Annotated in this window: 17 protein-coding genes and 3 tRNA genes; 19 read left to right on the top strand and 1 reads right to left on the bottom strand. The window is 38.7% G+C overall.

All coding sequences use genetic code 11. The features are described 5' to 3' along the window. Positions 1-58 precede the first annotated feature (58 nt). From JCM14932_RS00055 to JCM14932_RS00095, 9 genes are all read left to right on the top strand, one after another. Positions 59-1414: an FAD-dependent oxidoreductase gene (locus JCM14932_RS00055; RefSeq protein WP_025023052.1), complete on the top strand. Its 1356-nt coding sequence runs from the start codon at positions 59-61 to the stop codon at positions 1412-1414. A 180-nt stretch (positions 1415-1594) separates the two neighbouring features. Then, positions 1595-4153: a YfhO family protein gene (locus tag JCM14932_RS00060; protein WP_025023053.1), complete on the top strand. Its 2559-nt coding sequence runs from the start codon at positions 1595-1597 to the stop codon at positions 4151-4153. Between the two features lie 97 nt (positions 4154-4250). Continuing rightward, positions 4251-5759, top strand: coding sequence for a glycerol kinase GlpK (gene glpK / locus JCM14932_RS00065; RefSeq protein WP_025023054.1), 1509 nt, complete (start codon positions 4251-4253; stop codon positions 5757-5759). 88 nt (positions 5760-5847) lie between these two features. Beyond that, positions 5848-7353 carry a glycerol kinase GlpK gene (glpK, locus tag JCM14932_RS00070; RefSeq protein WP_025023055.1) on the top strand — a complete coding sequence of 502 codons (1506 nt, stop codon included), beginning with the start codon at positions 5848-5850 and terminating at the stop codon, positions 7351-7353. Positions 7354-7533: 180 nt separating this feature from the next. Further along, positions 7534-9009, top strand: a complete 1476-nt coding sequence (locus JCM14932_RS00075) for a peptide MFS transporter (protein ID WP_025023056.1) — start codon at positions 7534-7536, stop codon at positions 9007-9009. A gap of 674 nt (positions 9010-9683) precedes the next feature. Continuing rightward, positions 9684-9766: transfer RNA gene (locus tag JCM14932_RS00080), tRNA-Tyr, on the top strand. Positions 9767-9771: 5 nt separating this feature from the next. Next, a tRNA-Gln gene (locus tag JCM14932_RS00085) sits at positions 9772-9843 on the top strand. Between the two features lie 116 nt (positions 9844-9959). Further along, complete coding sequence (locus JCM14932_RS00090; RefSeq protein ID WP_025023057.1) at positions 9960-10661, top strand: GntR family transcriptional regulator; 702 nt, start codon at positions 9960-9962, stop codon at positions 10659-10661. A gap of 77 nt (positions 10662-10738) precedes the next feature. Next, positions 10739-12133, top strand: a complete 1395-nt coding sequence (locus JCM14932_RS00095) for an O-antigen ligase family protein (RefSeq protein ID WP_025023058.1) — start codon at positions 10739-10741, stop codon at positions 12131-12133. A gap of 21 nt (positions 12134-12154) precedes the next feature. Here JCM14932_RS00095 and JCM14932_RS00100 read toward each other — a convergent pair whose 3' ends face one another. Then, positions 12155-12886: a WecB/TagA/CpsF family glycosyltransferase gene (locus tag JCM14932_RS00100; RefSeq protein WP_025023059.1), complete on the bottom strand. Its 732-nt coding sequence runs from the start codon at positions 12884-12886 to the stop codon at positions 12155-12157. A 57-nt stretch (positions 12887-12943) separates the two neighbouring features. On the opposite strand from JCM14932_RS00100, the gene JCM14932_RS00105 reads away from it, so the two are divergent. The 10 genes from JCM14932_RS00105 to JCM14932_RS00145 all read left to right on the top strand — a co-directional run bounded on the left by JCM14932_RS00105 (position 12944) and on the right by JCM14932_RS00145 (position 21162). Beyond that, positions 12944-14008, top strand: a complete 1065-nt coding sequence (locus JCM14932_RS00105; RefSeq protein ID WP_025023060.1) for a glycosyltransferase family 4 protein — start codon at positions 12944-12946, stop codon at positions 14006-14008. 55 nt (positions 14009-14063) lie between these two features. Continuing rightward, positions 14064-15539 (top strand): nicotinate phosphoribosyltransferase, encoded by a 1476-nt coding sequence (locus JCM14932_RS00110; RefSeq protein WP_025023061.1) that lies wholly within the window; start codon positions 14064-14066, stop codon positions 15537-15539. A gap of 3 nt (positions 15540-15542) precedes the next feature. After that, entirely contained in the window at positions 15543-16361 is an 819-nt protein-coding gene (gene nadE / locus JCM14932_RS00115) for an NAD(+) synthase (protein WP_025023062.1), read from the top strand. A gap of 101 nt (positions 16362-16462) precedes the next feature. Then, positions 16463-17158, top strand: a complete 696-nt coding sequence (locus JCM14932_RS17335; RefSeq protein ID WP_268870348.1) for an aminotransferase class I/II-fold pyridoxal phosphate-dependent enzyme — start codon at positions 16463-16465, stop codon at positions 17156-17158. Beyond that, entirely contained in the window at positions 17155-17655 is a 501-nt protein-coding gene (locus tag JCM14932_RS17340; RefSeq protein WP_268870349.1) for an aminotransferase class I/II-fold pyridoxal phosphate-dependent enzyme, read from the top strand. The genes JCM14932_RS17335 and JCM14932_RS17340 overlap by 4 nt, the downstream gene beginning before the upstream one ends. A gap of 27 nt (positions 17656-17682) precedes the next feature. Further along, a complete protein-coding gene (locus JCM14932_RS00125) occupies positions 17683-19146 on the top strand; it encodes a glycosyltransferase family 39 protein (protein WP_025023063.1) in 1464 nt (487 codons plus the stop codon). Then, on the top strand, positions 19139-20110 hold the full coding sequence (locus tag JCM14932_RS00130) for a glycosyltransferase family 2 protein (protein ID WP_034542259.1): 972 nt from the start codon (positions 19139-19141) through the stop codon (positions 20108-20110). The genes JCM14932_RS00125 and JCM14932_RS00130 overlap by 8 nt, the downstream gene beginning before the upstream one ends. Positions 20111-20112: 2 nt before the next feature. Continuing rightward, the gene (locus JCM14932_RS00135; RefSeq protein ID WP_025023065.1) at positions 20113-20544 is read left to right on the top strand and encodes a hypothetical protein; all 432 of its coding nucleotides are present in this window, start codon (positions 20113-20115) and stop codon (positions 20542-20544) included. Next, positions 20544-21005 (top strand): SprT family protein, encoded by a 462-nt coding sequence (locus JCM14932_RS00140; protein WP_025023066.1) that lies wholly within the window; start codon positions 20544-20546, stop codon positions 21003-21005. Before JCM14932_RS00135 ends, JCM14932_RS00140 begins: the two co-directional genes overlap by 1 nt. Before the next feature lie 71 nt (positions 21006-21076). Beyond that, positions 21077-21162, top strand: a tRNA-Leu gene (locus JCM14932_RS00145). Positions 21163-21283 lie beyond the last annotated feature (121 nt).

The raw sequence follows: 21283 nt of genomic DNA on the forward strand, positions 1-21283 counted from the left end.
TGCAAAGAGCATTATACTATACTATGACAATAGTTGACAAAAAGAAAGGGTGTATGTTATGAAAGTGGTCGTCATTGGTTGTACACACGCTGGTATTGCAGCAATTAAACAAATTTTAAAATATTATCCTGAAACCGAAATCACGGTTTATGAACGTCAGAGTAGTATTTCGTATTTGTCATGCGCTACATATCTTCGTATCGAGGGTACAGTTCGGACACTTTCAGATGCTCTTTATGCTGAGCCGGAGGATTTTGTCAAACAAGGAGTCGATATGGAGATGAACCACGATGTCATCCGTGTCGATAAGCACGACCATTCTTTACTGATCCAAGATTTGACCACTAAGAAAATGGAAAAGACGACTTATGACAAGTTGATCGTAGCAACTGGATCAACGACCGCAATCCCGACTATCAGTGGAATTGAGAATCCGAAGGTCTTACTGTGTAAAACTTATGAACAAGCTCATGATCTTTGTGAGCATACAATAAACAAAAATAAAATTGCCGTTATAGGCGGTGGGTACGTAGGTGTTGAGCTTGCTGAAGGATATGCTAAATCTGGTCATGAGGTTTGGCTTATTCAGCAAGCGGCTTATTTATTGAACAAATATGTGGAACCATCGATTGCCCAAGCAGTGGAAAAAGAATTAACAGATCATGGAGTTCACGTAGTAACTTGTACACAAGTTCAAGCGTTCTCCGATGCAGATGACGGTGGCTTGATGGTGACGACTGATACTAATAATTATCATGTTGATATGGCAGCTATCAGTGCTGGTATTATTCCTCAGACGGACTTGTTACAAGAGCAAGTCGACACTGCTAAAAACGGAGCCATCATCACGGATGAATATATGCAGACATCGGATCATGATATTTTGGCTGCTGGTGATGCGGCAATCGTTCACTTTAATCCGACAAGTTCCAATACTTATTCACCATTAGCATCTCATGCTGTTCGCCAAGGGATGCTGGCAGGAATCAATGTTTTTGAACGTCGTTTAAGATCAATCGGGACTCAATCAACTACAGGGATGCAAGTGTTCGGTCAGACAGTCGCAAGTACTGGATTAACGGTTGAAGATGCTAAGACGGCATTGCTTAATGTAGCTAGTGTTATGTATGAGGGACCATATCGTCCTGACTTCATGCCGGATGCGTACCCAGTTAAGGTTGTGCTGATTTATGACAAGAACAACCGTAAGATATTGGGAGCGCAACTGATGAGTAAGCATGATGTCTCACAGTCAGCCAATACTATCTCTGCTTTGATTCAAAATAATGGTACGATCGATCAGTTGGCATTCTTGGACATGTTGTTTTCGCCAAACTTTAATAATCCCTTTGATTATCTTAACTTGGCGGGGCAAAAGGCAGTTAATCAGGAGAATGGGTATTTGAGGACTTGATGCTTTGGTTTCCAGAAGTGTTTCTTCGTTTAAAATGTTAAGAGATTAGTTTGGTTAATCATATAAATATAATGAACTATACGATCTAGGCTTGCTCTCGCAAGCCTTTTTTAGTGTAATCGACTTGAATATATGGTATGAATTACGTAAGATTTTAGGGTAGTTTAATGGGAGTTCATAATGAAAAAAAATCGTATCGTATATTATTTGGGTGCCTTTGGAATCAATTTAATTATTATTTCAATAATATTTTGGTTCAATGGCTTAGTTCCGTTCGGCAATAATAACTTTTTGACTAGTGATCTGGGAACACAATACATTGCCTTTTTAACTGAGTTGCGTCGACAATTAGTTCATGGCAACTTACATTTGTACTTGTTCAGCCAGTCATTAGGGGATAATTTTTTTCCTATAATAAGTTATTATCTATTATCACCGTTTAATCTGTTGTTAGTCTTGTTCAAGGCTCAGGCAGTTCCGGTTGCGGCCGATGTCATCATTATGCTGAAAATATCGGCGATGGGTGTGGCGATGGCATACTTTTTAACGCAGTACTTCAAGCAATCGCGTCCTTCGAATTATATCTTCACAATTGCCTATAGTTTTTGTGGCTTCGTGGCTTCGTATTTTTATGATCTCATGTGGCTCGATGCACTGATCATGCTACCGATAGTCGCGGTGGGCGTTATGCGAGTTATTCAAGATAACAAACTAGTTTTATATTATTTTTCGATATTATTATCTATTATTTTTAATTACTATTTGGGCTATATGCTCTGTATTTTTTCAGTTTGTTTATTCATTTACTTAGCACTTGAGAATAATTTAATGGAACAGAGAACACGTTTTGTGACGATTAGAAATTATCTGTTCACCTCATTACTGGCGGGTCTCAGTTCGGCGGTTGTCTTGGTTCCAACTTTGTCAGGGATGTTGAAGACAGCCAAGACTTCATTCAACGGCTTCAATTATTTACCTTCAGCCCGTTTTGGCCTTGAAGCATTTACGCAATTGGGGATTGGCGGTAATACGTTCATTCAACGGTTGCACCACGGACCGTCAGTTTTTATGACTTCGACCGTTCTGATCTTATTGTTGAGTTACTTCTTCAGTAATAGAGTCGCTAAGTCAGATAAGAATCATTCGTTATTTTTGATTGGTATCTTACTTATCAGTATGTTTGTCACAACTTTTAATACAGTTTGGCATATGTTTCAAAATCCAGCTGGTTTTCCCTTCAGAAATAGTTTTATTTTTTCTTTCATTTGTATTTTTGTAGCGCACAAGGCCTTTTCAGCAGGGGTGTTCAAAGATACTGCAGCAATTATCAAGGCTACTTATACTGCAGGTATCTTGATCGTCATTGGTTATGCGACTGAATGGCTGATTCCCAAGTTCATTGAAAAAATGGGTTATGAAACACCTGATAACGCCTATAATAGTTATTATTTTTGGTTGAGCTTAGTATGTATTGTCATCTCAGGGTTATTAATAGTGTTGTTTAGCCACAATAAGTACTTTGGAATTGGACTTTTGTTGATAATTTCATTCGAAGTCTTCGCAAATTTCAATTCAGTTCTCGATACAGCATATTTGGGTAACCAAAAGACCTATAGTCGTCAGTATCGTAAGGAAAATGATATTTTGACTGATGTCAAAGACAGCAGTCATCCAGGACATCGAATCATTGTTTCAAAGTCAGGGTTGAATTCAGCTTTTCCCGATCAATATAATAATTATAATGATCCAGTATTATTCAATATCAATGGTTTGAGTCTGTACAGTTCAACGCTGAATCAGAACACTATGACTATGATGAATGATCTGGGGTATTTTAGTTTTAATGTCAGGAGAGTCAGTTACTTTGGTGGAACCAATATTACTAATTCGCTGTTAGGCGTGTACTTTGATATTAGTCAGTTGGATAGCCATTATATTGTTAATGAGCATTATAATGCACCAACATTGGGCTTCTTAGTCGATAAGAATGTCTATGACTTCCAGATGATCTCTGGTCGGGCACTTGATAATCAGAATCGACTTTGGCAATCATTGAATGGTACTGAGACGCAGTATTTGAAGAATGCATCGATCACAACGATGTCACAAAAGAGCGTCAAAAATAGAACCATGTACACTTATCAACTGAAAAATGAAGTAACCGGACCGTTATACTTCTATGTTTCACCGTTCAATTATCATGCATCAAGAATCTACGTAAATGGTAGACGTATCAACACTCCACAGATTCAAGTTCAAAAGGCGGCCGTTATGGATTTGGGTGATTTTAAGAAAAATGAAGCGGTCGAGGTTAAGATACTGACCAAAAAGCCATTGGAAATTAATCCAAGTTATTTTCGTTCATTAGACCATGACGAATATGAAGATACCATCAGTAAGTTCCGTAATAATTCAATGAAGATAAGTTCTGATTTGAATCATGATGTTGTCAATGGAACGATCAATGTCCAAAAGAGTTCGCCACTATTGTTGAGTATTCCCTATGACAATGGTTGGAGTGCTTATGATAATGGCAAAAAAATTAAGATTCACAAAGTTATCAGTGATTTGATGGCGATAGATCTTGATAAGGGATACCATAAGATAGAATTGAAATACCAAGTTCCAGGATTAAAGGCAGGATGGATAATCTCAATTGTATCCGTCTTAATATTTGCAATTTATTTGGGATTTAATAAGTATTTAAATAAAAAATATAGTAATATATTTGTGAAATAGCTAAATATTGTAAAATAAGTCTTTTAATTTTCAATATTTAGCTAAATGTTATAAGATTTCACTATGAAACGCTTACATAAAGAGATGAGGTGCAGAAATGTCAAATGAATACATTATGGCAATCGATGAAGGGACTACGAGTACACGTGCGATTATTTTTGATAAAAAAGGAAGTAAGGTCGCAGATGCTCAGCGTGAGTTCACGCAACACTTCCCAGAACCTGGTTGGGTAGAACACGATGCCAACGAAATTTGGAACGCTGTTCAATCGACAATTGCTAATGTTTTTATTGAATCTGGAATCAAACCAAACCAAATCAAAGGTATCGGTATCACTAATCAACGTGAAACGACCGTGATTTGGGACAAGAAGACTGGATTACCAATTTATAACGCTATTGTTTGGCAAAGTCGTCAAACGACTGATATTGCTAATAAGCTCAAAGAGGATGGCTACGATAAGATGATCCATGAGAAGACTGGATTGTTGATCGATTCGTATTTCTCAGCTACAAAGATTCGCTGGATCTTGGATCATGTTGAAGGTGCCCAGGAACGTGCTGAAAAAGGTGAGCTTCTATTTGGTACCATTGACAGCTGGTTATTATGGAAGTTATCTGGTGGTGCCACACATGTGACTGACTACTCAAACGCCAGTCGTACGATGTTATTTAACATTCATGAATTGAAGTGGGATCAAGATATTTTGAAGATCATGAATATTCCTGAAGCAATACTTCCAGAGGTTCGCCCTAATTCAGAAGTCTATGGTAAGACTAAGGATTATCATTTCTACGGATCAGAAGTTCCTATATCTGGTATGGCCGGTGACCAACAGGCTGCCTTGTTCGGTCAAATGGCTTTTGAACCCGGTATGGTCAAGAATACTTACGGTACTGGTGCCTTCGTTGTGATGAACACTGGTGAGGTACCACAATTATCAGATAATAATTTGCTGACGACTATTGGTTATGGAATCAATGGCAAGGTTTATTATGCGCTTGAAGGTAGTATTTTCGTTGCTGGATCAGCGATCCAATGGTTGCGTGATGCAATGAAATTGGTTGACTCAGCTCCAGAATCCGAAGAAGCTGCTATCAGTTCACGCGATGATGATGAGGTTTATGTTGTACCGGCCTTTACTGGCTTAGGTGCACCATATTGGGATTCAGATGCCCGTGGTGCAGTCTTTGGCTTAACTCGTGGAACGACTCGTGAGGACTTCATCAAGGCAACATTACAGTCACTTGCTTATCAATCACGTGATGTTATTGATACAATGAAGAAGGATACCGGTATCGATATTCCTACATTGAAGGTCGATGGTGGGGCAGCTAATAATAAATTCTTGATGCAATTTCAAGCTGATATTTTACAGACACCAGTTCAACGCGCTAAGGACTTGGAAACAACAGCTCTGGGAGCTGCATTCCTTGCTGGACTTGCAGTTGGCTACTGGAAGGACTTGGATGAAATTAAAAAAGATTATGCTACTGGAGCTACTTTCAAACCAGAAATGGACAAGAAACGTTCTGATTACTTATACGAAGGTTGGCAACAAGCAGTCAGTGCCACTAGACAGTTCAAGCATAAAGCTATTAAATAGAGATAATTAATAAATTAATAACTATCAAAGGTTTAATTATGTAAGTGATTAAACCTTTTTGGTGTTATTAGATTCTGTGAGGATAAAAATGGTTAAAAAAGAATACATACTTGCAATCGATGAAGGTACCACAACTGCCAGAGCAATTATTTTTGATCACAGTGGTAAAAAAATTGCCTCTGCCCGTCATCCGATTCGTCAAATCTTACCAAATCCAGGTTGGGTTGAGCACGATGCCAATGAGATTTGGAATGCTGTTCAAACGACGATTGCGACTACTTTGATCGAGTCAGGTATCAAACCAGCTCAGATTGATTCCATCGGTATTGCCAGCCAACGTGAAACAACGGTTGTTTGGGATAAGAAGACCGGTTTGCCAATTCACAACGCAATTGTCTGGCAAAGTCGCCAAACTTCGGCACTCGCTAACGACTTGATCAAGAATGGTTACGAAGATGAGATTCATAAGAAGACCGGCTTGATCGTTAGTCCGTATTTCTCAGCAACTAAGATTCGCTGGATCTTGGACCATGTTGATGGTGCTCAGGAACGTGCTGAAAAAGGTGAGTTGCTATTCGGAACGATCAATACTTGGATACTATGGCAATTGACTGATGGCGAGAACTTCTTAACTGATTACGCTAATGCCAGTCGTACGATGTTGTTCAACATTAATGATTTGAAGTGGGATGACGAATTATTAGAGCTGTTCAATATTCCTAAGGCGATGTTACCAGAGGTTAGATCTAATTCAGAATTATTCGGTGTAACTAAGAACTATCATTTTTATGGATCAGAAGTTCCTATCACGGGGATGACTGGATCACAACAAGCTTCATTGTTCGGACAAATGGCATTTGAACCCGGTATGGTTAAGAATACATACGGTACTGGTGCCTTTGCGGTAATGAACACTGGTCATACACCAGCCTTGTCGGACAATAACTTGTTGACGACAATTGCTTATGGAATAAATGGTGAGATAACTTACGCTTTAGAAGGTAGTATTTTTGTGGCTGGAGCCGCATTGCAATGGTTACGTGACGGTATGCGTATCGTCAAGCACACACCAGATACGGATGCTGCTGCCAAGAGATCCACAGATCATAATGAAGTTTACGTTGTGCCGGCCTTTTCTGGTTTGGGGGCTCCATACTGGGACGACAAGGCACATGGTACAGTCTTCGGCATCACACGTGGAACGACTGACAATGATTTCATTAAGGCAACGTTACAAGCTATTGCTTATCAGACGAAGGATATTATTGATACGATGAGTTCTGATTCTGAAATACCGATCGAAGTTCTAAAAGTCGATGGTGCTGCGACCGCCAATGATTATTTGATGCAATTTCAATCAGATCTATTAGGAATTCCATTGCAGGTTTCTTCAGAGTTAGAAACTACTTCATTGGGAGTGGCATTCTTAGCCGGACTAGGTAGTGGATATTGGAAAGATCTTGATGATATTAAAAAGAACCATCAAACTGGCACGGTTTATGAACCTAAGATGGAAGAAAAGGTCCGTAAAAATCTTTATGATGGCTGGAGAGAGGCTGTAGCCGCAACTATGGCATTCAAGCATCACAAGTAGAGAAGCTTGAATTATGCGATTAGTTTAATAATTATAAATAAGAGCCCACATTAAAAGACTCTTATTTTTTTTTGTTGATATAACAACATTTTTGACCCAAATATTAAAAAACTTTTGACAGAACCAGTCTGAGAGTTTAATATAAACCTATCGTTGTGTAATGTGAGGAGAGATTTTTTAATGGATGAAAAGAAGAAGGACCGAGGTTTCTTCGGACAACCCGTCGGTCTGCGAACTTTGTTCTTAACTGAATTCTGGGAAAGATTCAGTTACTATGGTATGCGTGCCATTTTGCTTTTCTATATGTACTATGCAATAGATAAGGGTGGACTTGGTATGAACCAAGTCACGGCCGCATCAGTTATGTCTATCTACGGTTCATTAGTTTATATGTCTAGTGTTATCGGTGGATACATCAGTGATAGAATCCTAGGAGCCAGAAAGACCGTATTCTGGGGTGGTGTCTTGATCATGCTTGGTCATATCGCCTTGTCGTTCCCATTGGGGGAAGCTGGATTATTCCTTTCAATCGGATTGATCACTATCGGTACTGGTCTATTGAAGCCAAACGTTTCTGAAATGGTTGGTGGATTGTACACAGACGACGATCCTCGTCGTGATTCTGGTTTCAGTATTTATGTTATGGGTATCAACTTGGGTTCACTAATTGCGCCTCAAGCTGTTAACTCAATGTGGCATCACTTTAGTTTCCACGCTGGATTCTCATTAGCTGCCATTGGTATGTTTATCGGACTTATTGTTTACTGGTGGGATGGCAAGCATCTTCCAGATACAAGTTTGAAAGCTCCAGATCCAATCTCAGGTCCAGAATTAAAGAAATTCTACAAACGTGTCGCTTATGGTGTCGTTGCTTTGATCATCATCGTTGGTATCATGGCCTTCGCCAGTGCATTAACAGTTGATAACTTCATCATTATCCTAAGTGTTCTTGGTATTGCATTGCCTGTTGGATACTTCGTAATGATGCTTACAAGTAAAAAGGTTACAAAGGTTGAACGCTCACGTGTTGTTGCTTATATTCCATTGTTCATCGCTGCTGCTATTTTCTGGGCAATTGAAGAACAAGGATCAGTTGTTCTAGCATTATTCGCTGCAGAACAAACACAATTGCACTTTGCTAACTTCAGTATTTCAGCTCCACAATTCCAGATGCTTAACCCATTCTTCATCATCATTTATTCACCAATATTTGCATGGTTATGGCTTAAGTTAGGTAAGAGACAACCATCTTCACCTTCTAAGTTCTGGATGGGTCTAGTGGCAACTGCCATTTCATACTTTGTTCTTATGATTCCTTTGGTAGGTCTAAGTTCAAATGGTAAAGTTAGTCCACTATGGCTAGTTCTAAGTTGGGGAATCATTGAAATTGGTGAAATGTTGATTTCACCAGTTGGTTTGTCAGCTACAACTAAGCTAGCTCCTAAGGCTTTCTCATCACAAATGATGAGTATGTGGTTCTTAGCCGATTCAGCTGGACAAGCTGCCAATGCGCAACTTGTTAAATTGTTCGAGCCTGGTAACCCAAGTAACGAAATGATGTTCTTCGGTGTTACAGGTGTTGTAACTCTTGTTGTTGGTGTTGCTTTGGCATTGCTTGTGCCTAAGATCAAGCCACTTATGAAGGGTGTTAACTAATAGAGAGTGTAGCAGGCGCAGGAATCTGACTTGTGTAACTCGTTTTAAAATGTATATTAAACTTGGACAGTCTATTTTGGATAGGCTGTTCTTTTTTGTGGTTTTGCTTCCGGTTGCAATAAATGACACCTGCTGTGGGAACGATTCGAGCCAAAGTCTCGAATCTTGCTTTTAAGCTTTGCATGAACCGCAAATCTTAAAAGTCGTCCAGTGATGTACGAACGGGAAGACCGCCGTTCTACATCACTTTCACTGCTGGTGCAATTTATCTCCACCTCCAGCCTGCTATTCAGCATACTTATTCACAATATAAAAGGATTGGGTTATGCAGCATGTCGTAGTTTATTTTGTTTATTAGTATTATTGTGGATTCGGTTAATAAACTTGTGGTGTAAGGATCAATTTAGCCGGAGGAGGGCAGGAATGGAACCAGCTGTGAAATGGCTTTAGCTGACGATTTATGTCAGCTTAGGCCATGGGTCGAGCTTGTAGACGTGTGAACTTCACGGCTTCAAGTCGAGTCGGAAGCCCGTACTTCGGCTGAAGCGGCCCCACAGCAGGTGTAATTCCTGCCTTCCGTAGGCGGCAATATAAAAACTAAAAAAATATAAAAAAACACTTGAAATGTCTAAATATTTTCGGTAATATTATTAAGTCGAGTAAAGACAAGACATGGAGGGGTAGCGAAGTCTGGCTAAACGCGGCGGACTGTAAATCCGCTCCTTCGGGTTCGGTGGTTCGAATCCACTCCCCTCCATTAATTGGGTTATAGCCAAGCGGTAAGGCAACAGGTTTTGATCCTGTCATGCGCTGGTTCGAATCCAGCTAACCCAATACTTAAAAAAAGGGCCGATTTTATCGGTCCTTTTTTTTATTATTTGGTAGAACTACGGTATAATCAATCTATTAGTGCATAAAGCACGTTACTGCTCAAAAGGAGAATTTCAAACATGAGGGTTCCAGTTTACATTCAAATACATAATCGAATCAAAAAAGAAATTGAATCAGGCAAGTGGGCAGTTGGTGAAAGAATACCTTCAGAGCGCAAATTGGCTGAAGACTTTGATGTAAGCCGTATGACTCTCAGACAAGCAATTCAAACTTTAGTAGATGAGGGAATCTTACAACGACAAGTTGGTTCAGGTACTTACGTTGCCAGCAGTAAGGTTCAAGAGAAAATGTCTGGTACAACTAGCTTTACTGAGATCACAGAGGGTCAGGGTAAGAAACCATCAAGTAAGACGGTTTCTTATCACATCGCTGATCCATCGATGAGTGAGATGGAAAAGCTCAAACTAGAAGATGGTGATCAAGTATTACGAATGGAAAGAATTCGTTATGCCGATGATCAACCAATCTGTTTTGAGGTTACAACTATACCTACAACGATCGTTAGTAATTTGGGAAAAGAAGACATTACGTCTTCTTTGTATAAGGCATTAGAGGACAAAGCGGGATTGAGATTAGGCGATGCTACACAAACCGTTTCAGCCATGTTATCATCAGAAAAAATAGCGAACCTACTAAAAGTTAAACGCGGTTCAGCAATCCTTCGTGTGCGTCAGGTAACGACATTAGACGATGGTCGTCCATTCGAATATGTTCGCTCACAATATGCAGGGGACAGATTCGAGTTTTACTTAGAAAGATAAGTTCAAATATTTTTTGTATGTAATTTAAGGTAATATAATAACAAAATCGTTTCAAAATATTTAGCTGGGAGTCACTTATGCAGAGCTTTGTAAAAAAATATAGCATCTTCCTGATGCTGTATATCGTATTTCAACCGATATTAGATTCTATCACTGGTTTGATGATGCGAATGCACATGGATGTAACATTTGGTGTGTTTATTCGAATGATCGTTATGGCTGTGACAGTCTTTTACCTCTTGATCTATTTGATATTAAATCGTGATAATAAAAAAGGCTTCATGATAATCGGCTACTTTGTCTTGTTGGCATTGATGTCGATCATAAATTTAGTCATTAACTTCAAAACGAAAACACTATTTGTTCCATCACTAGAACTAACAACATTAGCTAAGAGTATTTATTATCCTGTTATGTTACTGGGATACTTCTACGCTTTTGAAGAATTAGCTGAGGATCGAATCATTAATCGTCTCTTCCCCAGGGCAATTTTTTATGCCATCAATATTGTCAGTATCATTATGATAGTTGCACATTTCACGGGTAGTTCATTTAGCTCATATTCATATTATAAGTTGGGTGAGAGTGGCTGGTTCTTCGCTGCGAATGAATTGAGTGCGATCGTTTCGATCACATTCCCAATTATGATTTGGTATGCACTCGAAAAAATCGACACATGGACCAGAATTTATTACTGGATAACGATTATCTTAGCCGCATACTCTGCCTTGTTGATCGGTACTAAGGGTTCATTGATCGCAGTTATCTTTGGAATCTGCATGGGTATCTTGTCGACAATCATCCAATTCTTCAGGCGTGGTGCTAATAAGAAGATGATGGCATTCTTAGCCGGTATACTAGTTATAACACTTGGCGGAATCTTCTTAGCCTATCCAGCTATGGCAGTCTCCAGAACGGCAGAATTGCACAGTGAGATGATTAAGGATAAGAAGCAGAAGGCTAAGACCAAGAAGGGTCTAACCAAGGATCAAGAGAAGTATGTTAAGACTAATAAGACCGTGTCATATCTATTGAGTGGTCGTACAGTTTACTTCGAGAATGCATCCGGTAACTTCTCCAAAGCAACACCTGCTCAAAAGATATTTGGAATGGGTTATGCTACTAACTTCAAGAAAGTTAAGAATGCTAAGTTGGTTGAGATGGATTACATCGATATCTTCTTCCAATTTGGATTCTTGGGGACAATCGTTTATATGGCTCCATTGCTGTATTGTTTGATTTACTTGATAGGCACATTCTTCCGCAAGTTTATATACATGTGGTCGTTTAAGTGGGCATTATTGGTTGCAAGTGTCGTCTTAGGATTTGGTATGGCACTTCTAACTGGACACGTTATTGAGGCTCCATCAGTAAGTATTTACTTTGTTTCAATTTTGGCATATGCAATGTTCAATGCCAGAATCTTCTTAAGAACAAATGACGATCCGTATACGATCGGCGTAAATGAATAAAACAAAAAAGAACTTGGAAAATTATTTTTCCGAGTTCTTTTTTTCTGCCTTGACCAATCTCATATACTTAGGAATTGCTAGCATACGGCCAAATCTTGTTGGTTCTTTTAATAGACGATATAGCCATTCTAAACTTAATTTTTGGAATATTTTAGGTGCGCGTTTTTTGGTTCCGGAGAAAACATCGAAGCTTCCACCAACACCGATCCAAATAGCGTCATTTTGATAACGATACTTATCGATGAAGAATTCTTGCTTAGGTGATCCGAGTGCTACTAAGACAATATTGGGCTTTTTAGCCACGATGTCATCGACGATCTCTTGGTCGTTTTTGAAATATCCGTCATGATAACCAACTAGGTCAATCTCAGGGAAGTCACGTTCGATGCGCTTAGCACTAGCTTCGATAACTTCTGGCTTAGCACCAAGAAGATAAACTTTGAGTTGTTTTCTATTAGCAGCTTTTATTAAAAACATCAAAGTATCAAAACCAGTTATACGTTCGTGCATCGGAGTGCCCAATGTCTTAGCGCCTTTGATGATTCCTATACCATCAGGAATAACATAATCGGCACTGTTGATTATGCTGGAGAATTCTTGATTCTCACGTGCTGAGAGGACAATTTCTGGATTAGGTGTGACGATGAAGCGATTGGATCGACCGTCCATGTCATCACTCAGATACTTATGAAATTGTTTCTCAGTATAATTGTCAAATTCTGTACCCAAAATATTTACTCTATTCTTGTGCATACCGTTCTCCTTTACTGTATTATTATACACGAGAAAGATTAATTTGAGAGGTGTGCTATGAGGGTTTTACATATTAATGCTGGTAACGAAGACGGCGGAGCAAGAACTTATATTGTTAATTTGATGAAGGGACAGAAGCTGACTCATACTGAGTCTAGTTTGTTAACTTTTGAAGATGGTCCTGTTGCCAAGATGGCACGTGAAAACAACTTGCAGGTTGCTGTAATGCCTCAGAAGCAACGTTTTGATCTATCAATATTAAAGCCACTGATTGCTTATATCAACAATAATGGTATCGATATTGTTCACACCCACGGTCCTCGAGCAAATTATATTGTTTCGTTGATCCACAAGAAAATTAATGCTAAGTGGGCGATCACGGTCCATTCAGATCCAAGAATCGACTTTTCAGGTTTGAAAGGTAAGGTGATGCTCAAACTCAATCTTCATGCATTGAAGCAGGCGGATTTTCTTTTTTACATGAATCCAAGTTTGAAGTCTTACTTTGATAAGTTAAGAATTCCTGATGACAAGTTATTTGAAGTATTCAATGCTATTGATTTTTCGAATTCTAATCCACTTCCTATTAGACACAATACTTTTAATATTTTGGAAGTCGCCCGTTTGGTCGAGGTCAAGAATCACAAGTTATTATTGAGTGCTTTGAGTAAGGTCAAGTTCAATTATCGTTTGACATTGGTTGGTGATGGTCCATTGATGTCAGAATTACAAAAGATGGTCAATGATCTGGATCTCAATGAAAAGGTTGAATTCGTTGGTTTCAAAGAAAATACAGGTGACTATTATGAAGATTGCGATATTTCAGTTTTGACATCTAAGTCTGAGAGTTTGCCAACAGTTTACTTAGAATCGGCCTATTATGGACGTCCAGTAGTGGCAACGAATGTTGGCGCAACTGATAAGATCATCAACAACACCACTGGCTGGCTAGTTGAATCAGAGAATGAAGATGAACTGATTGCGGCATTAGAAGATGCTTATCATGACTGGAGAAATGATACTTTGAATCAAAAGGGCTTAGCATTGTATCAAGAGAGTCGTGAAAATTACTCGATTGAAAAATTAGCTGAATTAGTCGACAAAGGGTACAATTTACTTTAAGTATTCATGTTAAAATAAATACTGTAAATTTTGTTACCAAAAAAATCGAGGAGACATGATGACCCAATACCAAGACGAAGGTTTAACTCTACATACTGATTACTATGAATTGAATATGATGTATACATACTGGAAGAAAGGGCTCCATAATCGTCAGGCGGTTTTTGAATGTTATTTCAGAAATCTGCCATTCGATAATGGTTATGCCATTTTTGCTGGTTTGGAACATGTTATTGATTACCTAAACAATCTTAAGTTTTCAGATTCAGATATTGAATACCTACGTGAATACGGAGAATTCGATGAAGACTTCTTACGTTGGCTAAAGGATATGACCTTTAACTGCACGATTCGTTCAGCCAAAGAAGGCGATCTGGTCTTCAATGAAGAACCGATTTTTCAAGTTGAAGGACCACTAGCTCAATGCCAGTTGATCGAAACTGCTGTATTGAATATTATCAATTATCAAACTCTAGTAGCAACTAAGGCTGCTAGAATCAAGACTGTCTGCGGCGATGATCCCGTTCTAGAATTCGGTTCACGTCGTGCTCAAGAAGTCGATGCTGCTCTATGGGGTAGTCGTGCTTCTTATATCGGTGGTTTTGACGCTACAAGTAACGTATTAGCCGGTAAGCTCTTTGGTATTCCTATTTCAGGTACACATGCCCATGCGTTAGTTCAGACGTACCGTAATGAATATGAGGCTTTTAAGGCCTATGCTGAAACACACAAGAATTGTGTCTTCTTAGTAGATACTTATGATACTTTGAAGAGTGGTGTTCCTAGTGCCATCAAGGTTGCCAAAGAAATGGGTGATAAGATCAACTTCCAAGGTGTCAGAATTGATTCTGGTGATATGGCTTATATCTCTAAGCGTGTCCGTGAACAATTAGATGAAGCTGGCTTCACTGATGCTATGATCTACGCCTCAAATGACTTGGATGAGAAGACCATCCTTAACTTGAAGATGCAAGATGCTAAGATCGATGTCTGGGGTATCGGTACTAAGAATATCACGGCCTTCGATCAACCAGCTCTTGGTGCAGTGTACAAGCTGGTAAGTATTGAAGATAATCGTGGCAACATGATGGATACTTTGAAGCTCTCAAGTAATGCCGTTAAGATTTCTACACCTGGTAAGAAACAAGTGTGGAGAATAACAAATAATCAAAAGAATAATAAATCCGAAGGTGACTACGTTACACTTTGGAATGAAGACCCACGTAAGCACTCATCACTATACATGTTCCATCCACAATACACATACATTAATAAGACTGTGGAAGACTTCCAAGCTGAGCCATTATTGCACGATGTTTTTGAAGATGGTAAGCAAGTTTACCAAAGTCCAAGTGTTCAAGATATCAGAGCTTATTGTGCTAAGAATCTTGATTCATTGTGGGATGAATATAAACGTATCTTGAATCCACAAATCTATCCGGTTGACTTGTCATCAAAACTTTACAGTCATAAGATGAAATATATCGAAAAGATTCGTAACGATGTAAATAACATTAGAATAGGTGACTAACAAATGAGACCACTCCAAAAAGAAATCATTGAATACGAAGGTACGAAGCCTGAAATAGACGTTGAGGCAGAGATTCGTCGTTCAGTTGATTTCTTGAAGAATTACTTATTAAATCATGATTTTTTAAAAACACTAGTATTAGGAATTTCCGGTGGACAAGATTCTACCTTGGCTGGTAAGCTATCAGAAATGGCAATGACAGAGTTGCGTGCTGAAACTGGTAATGCGGATTACAAGTTCATTGCCGTCCGTTTGCCTTATGGTGAACAAGCTGATGAATCAGATGCCATGCAAGCTATCGAGTGGATGGGTGCTGATCTTGTTTCACGTGTCAATATCAAGGACAGTGTAGATGCCATGGTCGAAGCTGTTGAGGCCAATGGTTTCAATATCACTGATTTCAATAAGGGTAATATCAAGGCTCGTACTCGTATGATTGCTCAATATGCCATTGCTGGTGACAACAAAGGCGTTGTCGTAGGAACTGATCATGCGGCAGAGAATATCACGGGCTTCTACACTAAGTTCGGTGATGGTGCAGCTGACGTCACACCATTGTTCAGATTAGATAAGCGTCAAGGTCGTGCGATGTTAGAAAAGCTAAATGCTCCAAAGAATCTTTATGAGAAGACACCAACGGCTGACCTTGAAGAAGATCGTCCAAGCCTTCCAGATGAAAAAGCTCTTGGTGTATCTTATACAGACATTGATAATTATCTTGAAGGAAAAGATATTCCTGAGAAGAGTGCCGAGATTATCGAAAACTGGTACAAGAAGACTGCGCACAAACGTAGAACTCCTTACACTGTTTTTGATAAATAGTCAAACATAACGAATTTCATATTTGGACATTCATTTTTTTGAATGTCTATTTTTGTAAGTAGACAAGATATGATAAAATGTGCGCAAAGAGGTGTTTAAACATGAAGAAAAATATTTTATCCTTAATGAAACCCGAAGTGGTAGCCATCAAGCAACAAGATATCTTTAAGTTTAATGCCCGTGCCAAGGCCATACCGGACGTCATCAATATGACCATCGGTGAGCCAAGTTTTACTACGCCGGATCACATTAAATTAGCCGCAATCAAGGCAATTGAAGACAACAAAACTCATTACACTGTTCCTGAAGGTGACCATGAGTTATTGAATGCTGTTGCTAGCTACTTACATACCAAATACGATTTGAACTATGATCCAGAATCTGAGATCATTGCGACCACGGGTGTTACTGAAGGTGTATTCTCTGCGTTCAATGCAATTTTGCAACCGGGGGATGAAGTGCTGATCCCTTCTCCTTCATTCACTATCTACGGACCGGATGCCAATTTTAATCGTGCTACACCGGTTTATATTGATACTTCTAAGACTGGTTTCAAGGTCACTCCAGATGTTTTAGATGAGATAATGAGAACACATCCAAGAATCAAAATTTTCTTATTCAACTATCCAAGCAATCCAACTGGTGTCAGTTATACACATGATGAGTTGGCTGGATTGGCTGATGTTTTAAGAAAATACGATGTCTTTGTATTAAGTGACGAAATTTATAGTGAATTGACTTATAATTTTAAACATGAGCCTTCGCCAAGTTCTTACCTGAGCAAACATTGTTGTTGAATGGATTGTCAAAATCACATGCAATGACTGGTTGGAGATTTGGAGTTGTTTGTGGGCCTGCTGAAATTATTTCTCAGATCAACAAAATCCATGAATTAGCTACAACTTCAATAACTTCTATTACGCAGGCTGCTGCATTAGAGGCTTATAAGAATGGATTAGATGATTCGATTAAGATGCGTGAAGAATATTGTCGAAGACGTGATGTTCTGGCTGCTGGCTTAACCAAACTAGGTTTTGAATGTCCAGATCCAGATGGAGCCTTTTATTTATTCGGTAAGATTCCCGAAGGCTTAGAACAAGATGATGTCAAATTATGCTTTGATGTTTTGGAGCAGGAACATTTGGCAATTCTTCCTGGCAGTTACTTCGGAATCGGCGGAGAAGGTCACATTCGCTTCAGTTATGCTTCAAGCATGGAGAACATTGAGGGATGTATCAAAAAGTTGGGTGAGTACGTGGCAACACACATTCATACCGACGAAACTGCAATTTAGTTGTAGTTAGAGGAACGAGAGGGAACTATGCTTAACAAATTTCAAAGTATTATTAGTAAGATTGTCTTAGTTTGTGTTGCGATATTTACATCTGTAGTATTCGTACAGATGGTAATTTATTTTGGGAAAAATGCGTTAACTTCTGGACCAGTATTGAACATACTGGTTCTTATTTGTGCAATTATCTTAGTTTTGTTGGCGGCATTAGTGCTGATTCGAATTTCGGACGCTGATCCGATCAAGAATCGACTGGTCTTATTTACCTTAATCGCTATCTTCGCAATCGTGGCGATCATCTGGATCAAGTTAGTACCACAGACTCAGTTCAGTGATTTCAAAGCCTTTTGGCACAATGCTCCAAGAGCTTTGTCTGGTAAGAGTATTTATCAGATGGATAATGATTATTTTGCTAAATGGGCTTACCAAACTGGCTTCCTAGTCTATGTTATGGCTGTTGTGAAGATATTCGGTCATCATATTATTGCTATCCAGTTGTTGAATGTCTTGTATCAAGCATTGATCCTATTGGTTATGTATCAGCTAGTCGTGAAGATATTTAATAACGTCAAGATGGCACGTTTGTCAGTCTTGTTATTGATGATCGATCTTGATTGGTTTGCCTTAAATAGTCAGACTAATAATCAATACTTGGGAATGCTATTGTTCTTAGTGACGTTCTATCTGATCATGCTGAACAAGTATTGGTCATTTGGATTAGCGGGATTGACCTTAGGACTGGGAAGTATCATTCGTCCAATCGCACCGGTTGTTATCGCTGGAATCGTGGTATTTGCTGTTATTTATTTATTAATAAGTAATAATAAATTTCATGTCGATGCCATTTGGAAGTTGTTATTAACGTTAGCTATTTATTTCGTGGTCTTCAGCGGTGCCGGTATGGCTATCAAGTCATCGGGATTGAATGGATATGGCTTATCAAATCGTGACTCAGAATGGAAATTCGTTATTGGTTTGGACTATAATTCTCGAGGTGTTTATGACCAGGCAATGGTTGACCGGTTTGACTTGAAGGACACTAGAGATACTATGAGTAAAAAAGAGTATAGTGTAATTCATGAGAACATTAATTATCTCAATACCAATCACAAGTGGTTCAGTCTGCTCTGGAGTAAGAACAGTACTCTCTGGGCTCAGAATTCGACTGCAACGGATTTCACTGGTTTTGATCAGGTACATTCTGCTAAAGCCACTGGGCTGATGCGAAGGGCTGCGTACATGGGAACAGTTATTTTGATAATCTTCTCGTGGATCGGTTCCTTGCGATTGTTCAAAATAAAATTCAGTAATAATATATACTTATTACTATTAACATTGATGGCTTATGCTGTCGTGCAGCTATTGATCGAAGTGCAAGGTAGATATCGACTGGAATTAGTGCCGGTTATTGCCATCTTGGGTAGTGTTGGCTTGTACACAGTTGTGCAGTTGATAAGCCAAAAATGGAGGGGGAATAAGTCACACAATGTTTAAATTAAGTATCGTTGTGCCTTGCTACAATGAGGAAGAAGTACTCCATGAGACGACCAAAGAATTAACTAGAATAGTTACTAATTTGATTAAGTCAGATAAGATCGCTCCGAATAGTAAAATCGTTTTCGTTGATGATGGAAGTAAAGATCAGACTTGGAATTTGATTGATGAGTTTTCTAAAGAAAACGAAATTGTCAGCGGAGTTAAATTGAGTCGTAACTTTGGTCATCAAGGTGCATTATTAGCAGGGGTCACTGCTGCTTCAAAGGATTCAGATGCAGTAGTTACGATCGACGCTGACTTGCAAGATGACGTTAATGCAATTCCTAAAATGGTCGATTCATTCATCGCTGGATCTGAAGTGGTCTATGGAGTTAGAAATAATCGTGATACTGACAGTGCCTTCAAGCGCAATACTGCTGAAATGTTTTACAAGTTCATGGGTTGGTTAGGAGTCAAATTAGTTCCTGATTCTGCAGACTTTCGTCTGATGAGTAAGCGTGCCTGTGAAGTGTTATTGAGTTACAAAGAGACTAATTTATTTTTACGTGGCATCGTGCCATTAGTTGGTTTCAAATCTGACAAAGTGTACTATGCTAGAAAAGAACGTTTTGCCGGTGAGTCTAAGTATCCGTTACGAAAGATGATCAAGTTTGCCTTGGATGGAATTACTTCATTCTCGATCGTACCGATCAAAATGATTATGGGATTAGGATTCTTCATTGTCTTGATCAGTATCTTTTTGTTGATCTATACGGTGGTACAAAAGATAAATGGACACGTTGTCTCCGGTTGGTCATCAATGATGATCTCGATTTGGGCACTGGGCGGTGTACAGTTAATTTGTATCAGTGTTATCGGTGAATACGTTGGTAAAATATTCAGTGAAGTTAAACATCGTCCGAGATTTACAATCGAACGTGATATTTATACCGAAAAAACCTTAAAAGAAGAGGAAGAATAATAATGAATCAAACACAAAAGAAAGCTATGATTTATGGAAACTTGATCAACAATTCTGTTCAAATTATTCAAGATGAACAAGATAAGTTGAATCCAGAATTTGATAAGTTACGTAAGGCCTTGGATCGTGATCAAGTAGAAAAAATCGATTCTGTTGAATATACAAAGATCATGCACGACTTCAAACATGGAACAGAAGCATATGCTGATATTTTAAGTAAATTTGAAAAAGCTAAGGCACCCGCAAGATTCATGGGTACACATATGTCACTCGTAAGTTCATTCAAGAAGTACGTTGATGCTTGTCAAGAAATGACTGATAGTATCAACGAAGATCAAACAATCGATCGTAAGAAGTTTAACGAAGCAGAACAAGTTCAAGATGAGAACATGGATAAGTTCTCTAAGTACATCCAAAAGATGACACAAATTTAATGACTGATGAAGAATTAACAGCTCTAATAAAAAAGGTTTCCCAAGAAAATTTTGGGAAGCCTTTTATTCACGAAGCTTTTTTTAATAATCGATTGCGGACTACTGGTGGCAGATTTCATCTGAAGGACCGCCATATTGATATCAATCCCAAGATTTATCAAGCATATGGAATGGATACATTGATCGGTGTTATCAAGCATGAACTTTGTCACTATCATTTGTACAATTCAGGGATGCCTTCACAACATAAGGATCATGAGTTCAAAGCATTATTGTCACAGGTAGGGGGACTTAGATTTGCGCCAACACTGAATAATTCTAATCAGCACAAGACACTTCGTGTTTATGAGTGTACTAACTGTCACACTGTTTACCGAAGGGTACGTAAGATTAATACTAGAAGATATGTTTGTGGTAAATGCCGTGGTAAGTTGAGATTTGTAAAAAATATTAGTATCTAAGTAATATTTATTAATCAGACACTTGTAATTGAATTTAAGGAAATGTAAAATACTACTTGTACGTCAGTGATGCGGGTATGGCGGAATTGGCAGACGCGCAAGACTAAGGATCTTGTGGAGAATTATCTCCGTGGAAGTTCGAATCTTCTTACCCGCATAAAACTCAAAAATAGAAATGCTTAATAGCATTTCTATTTTTTTATTCTCTTAAAAGTAAAGTTATTTATCTCAGCTAATGAATAGTGTTCCTTTAAAACTCAATAATAAGTTGGTTTATA

It is taken from the genome of Companilactobacillus nodensis DSM 19682 = JCM 14932 = NBRC 107160 (assembly GCF_000615905.1).
Taxonomy (GTDB): Bacteria; Bacillota; Bacilli; order Lactobacillales; family Lactobacillaceae; genus Companilactobacillus; species Companilactobacillus nodensis.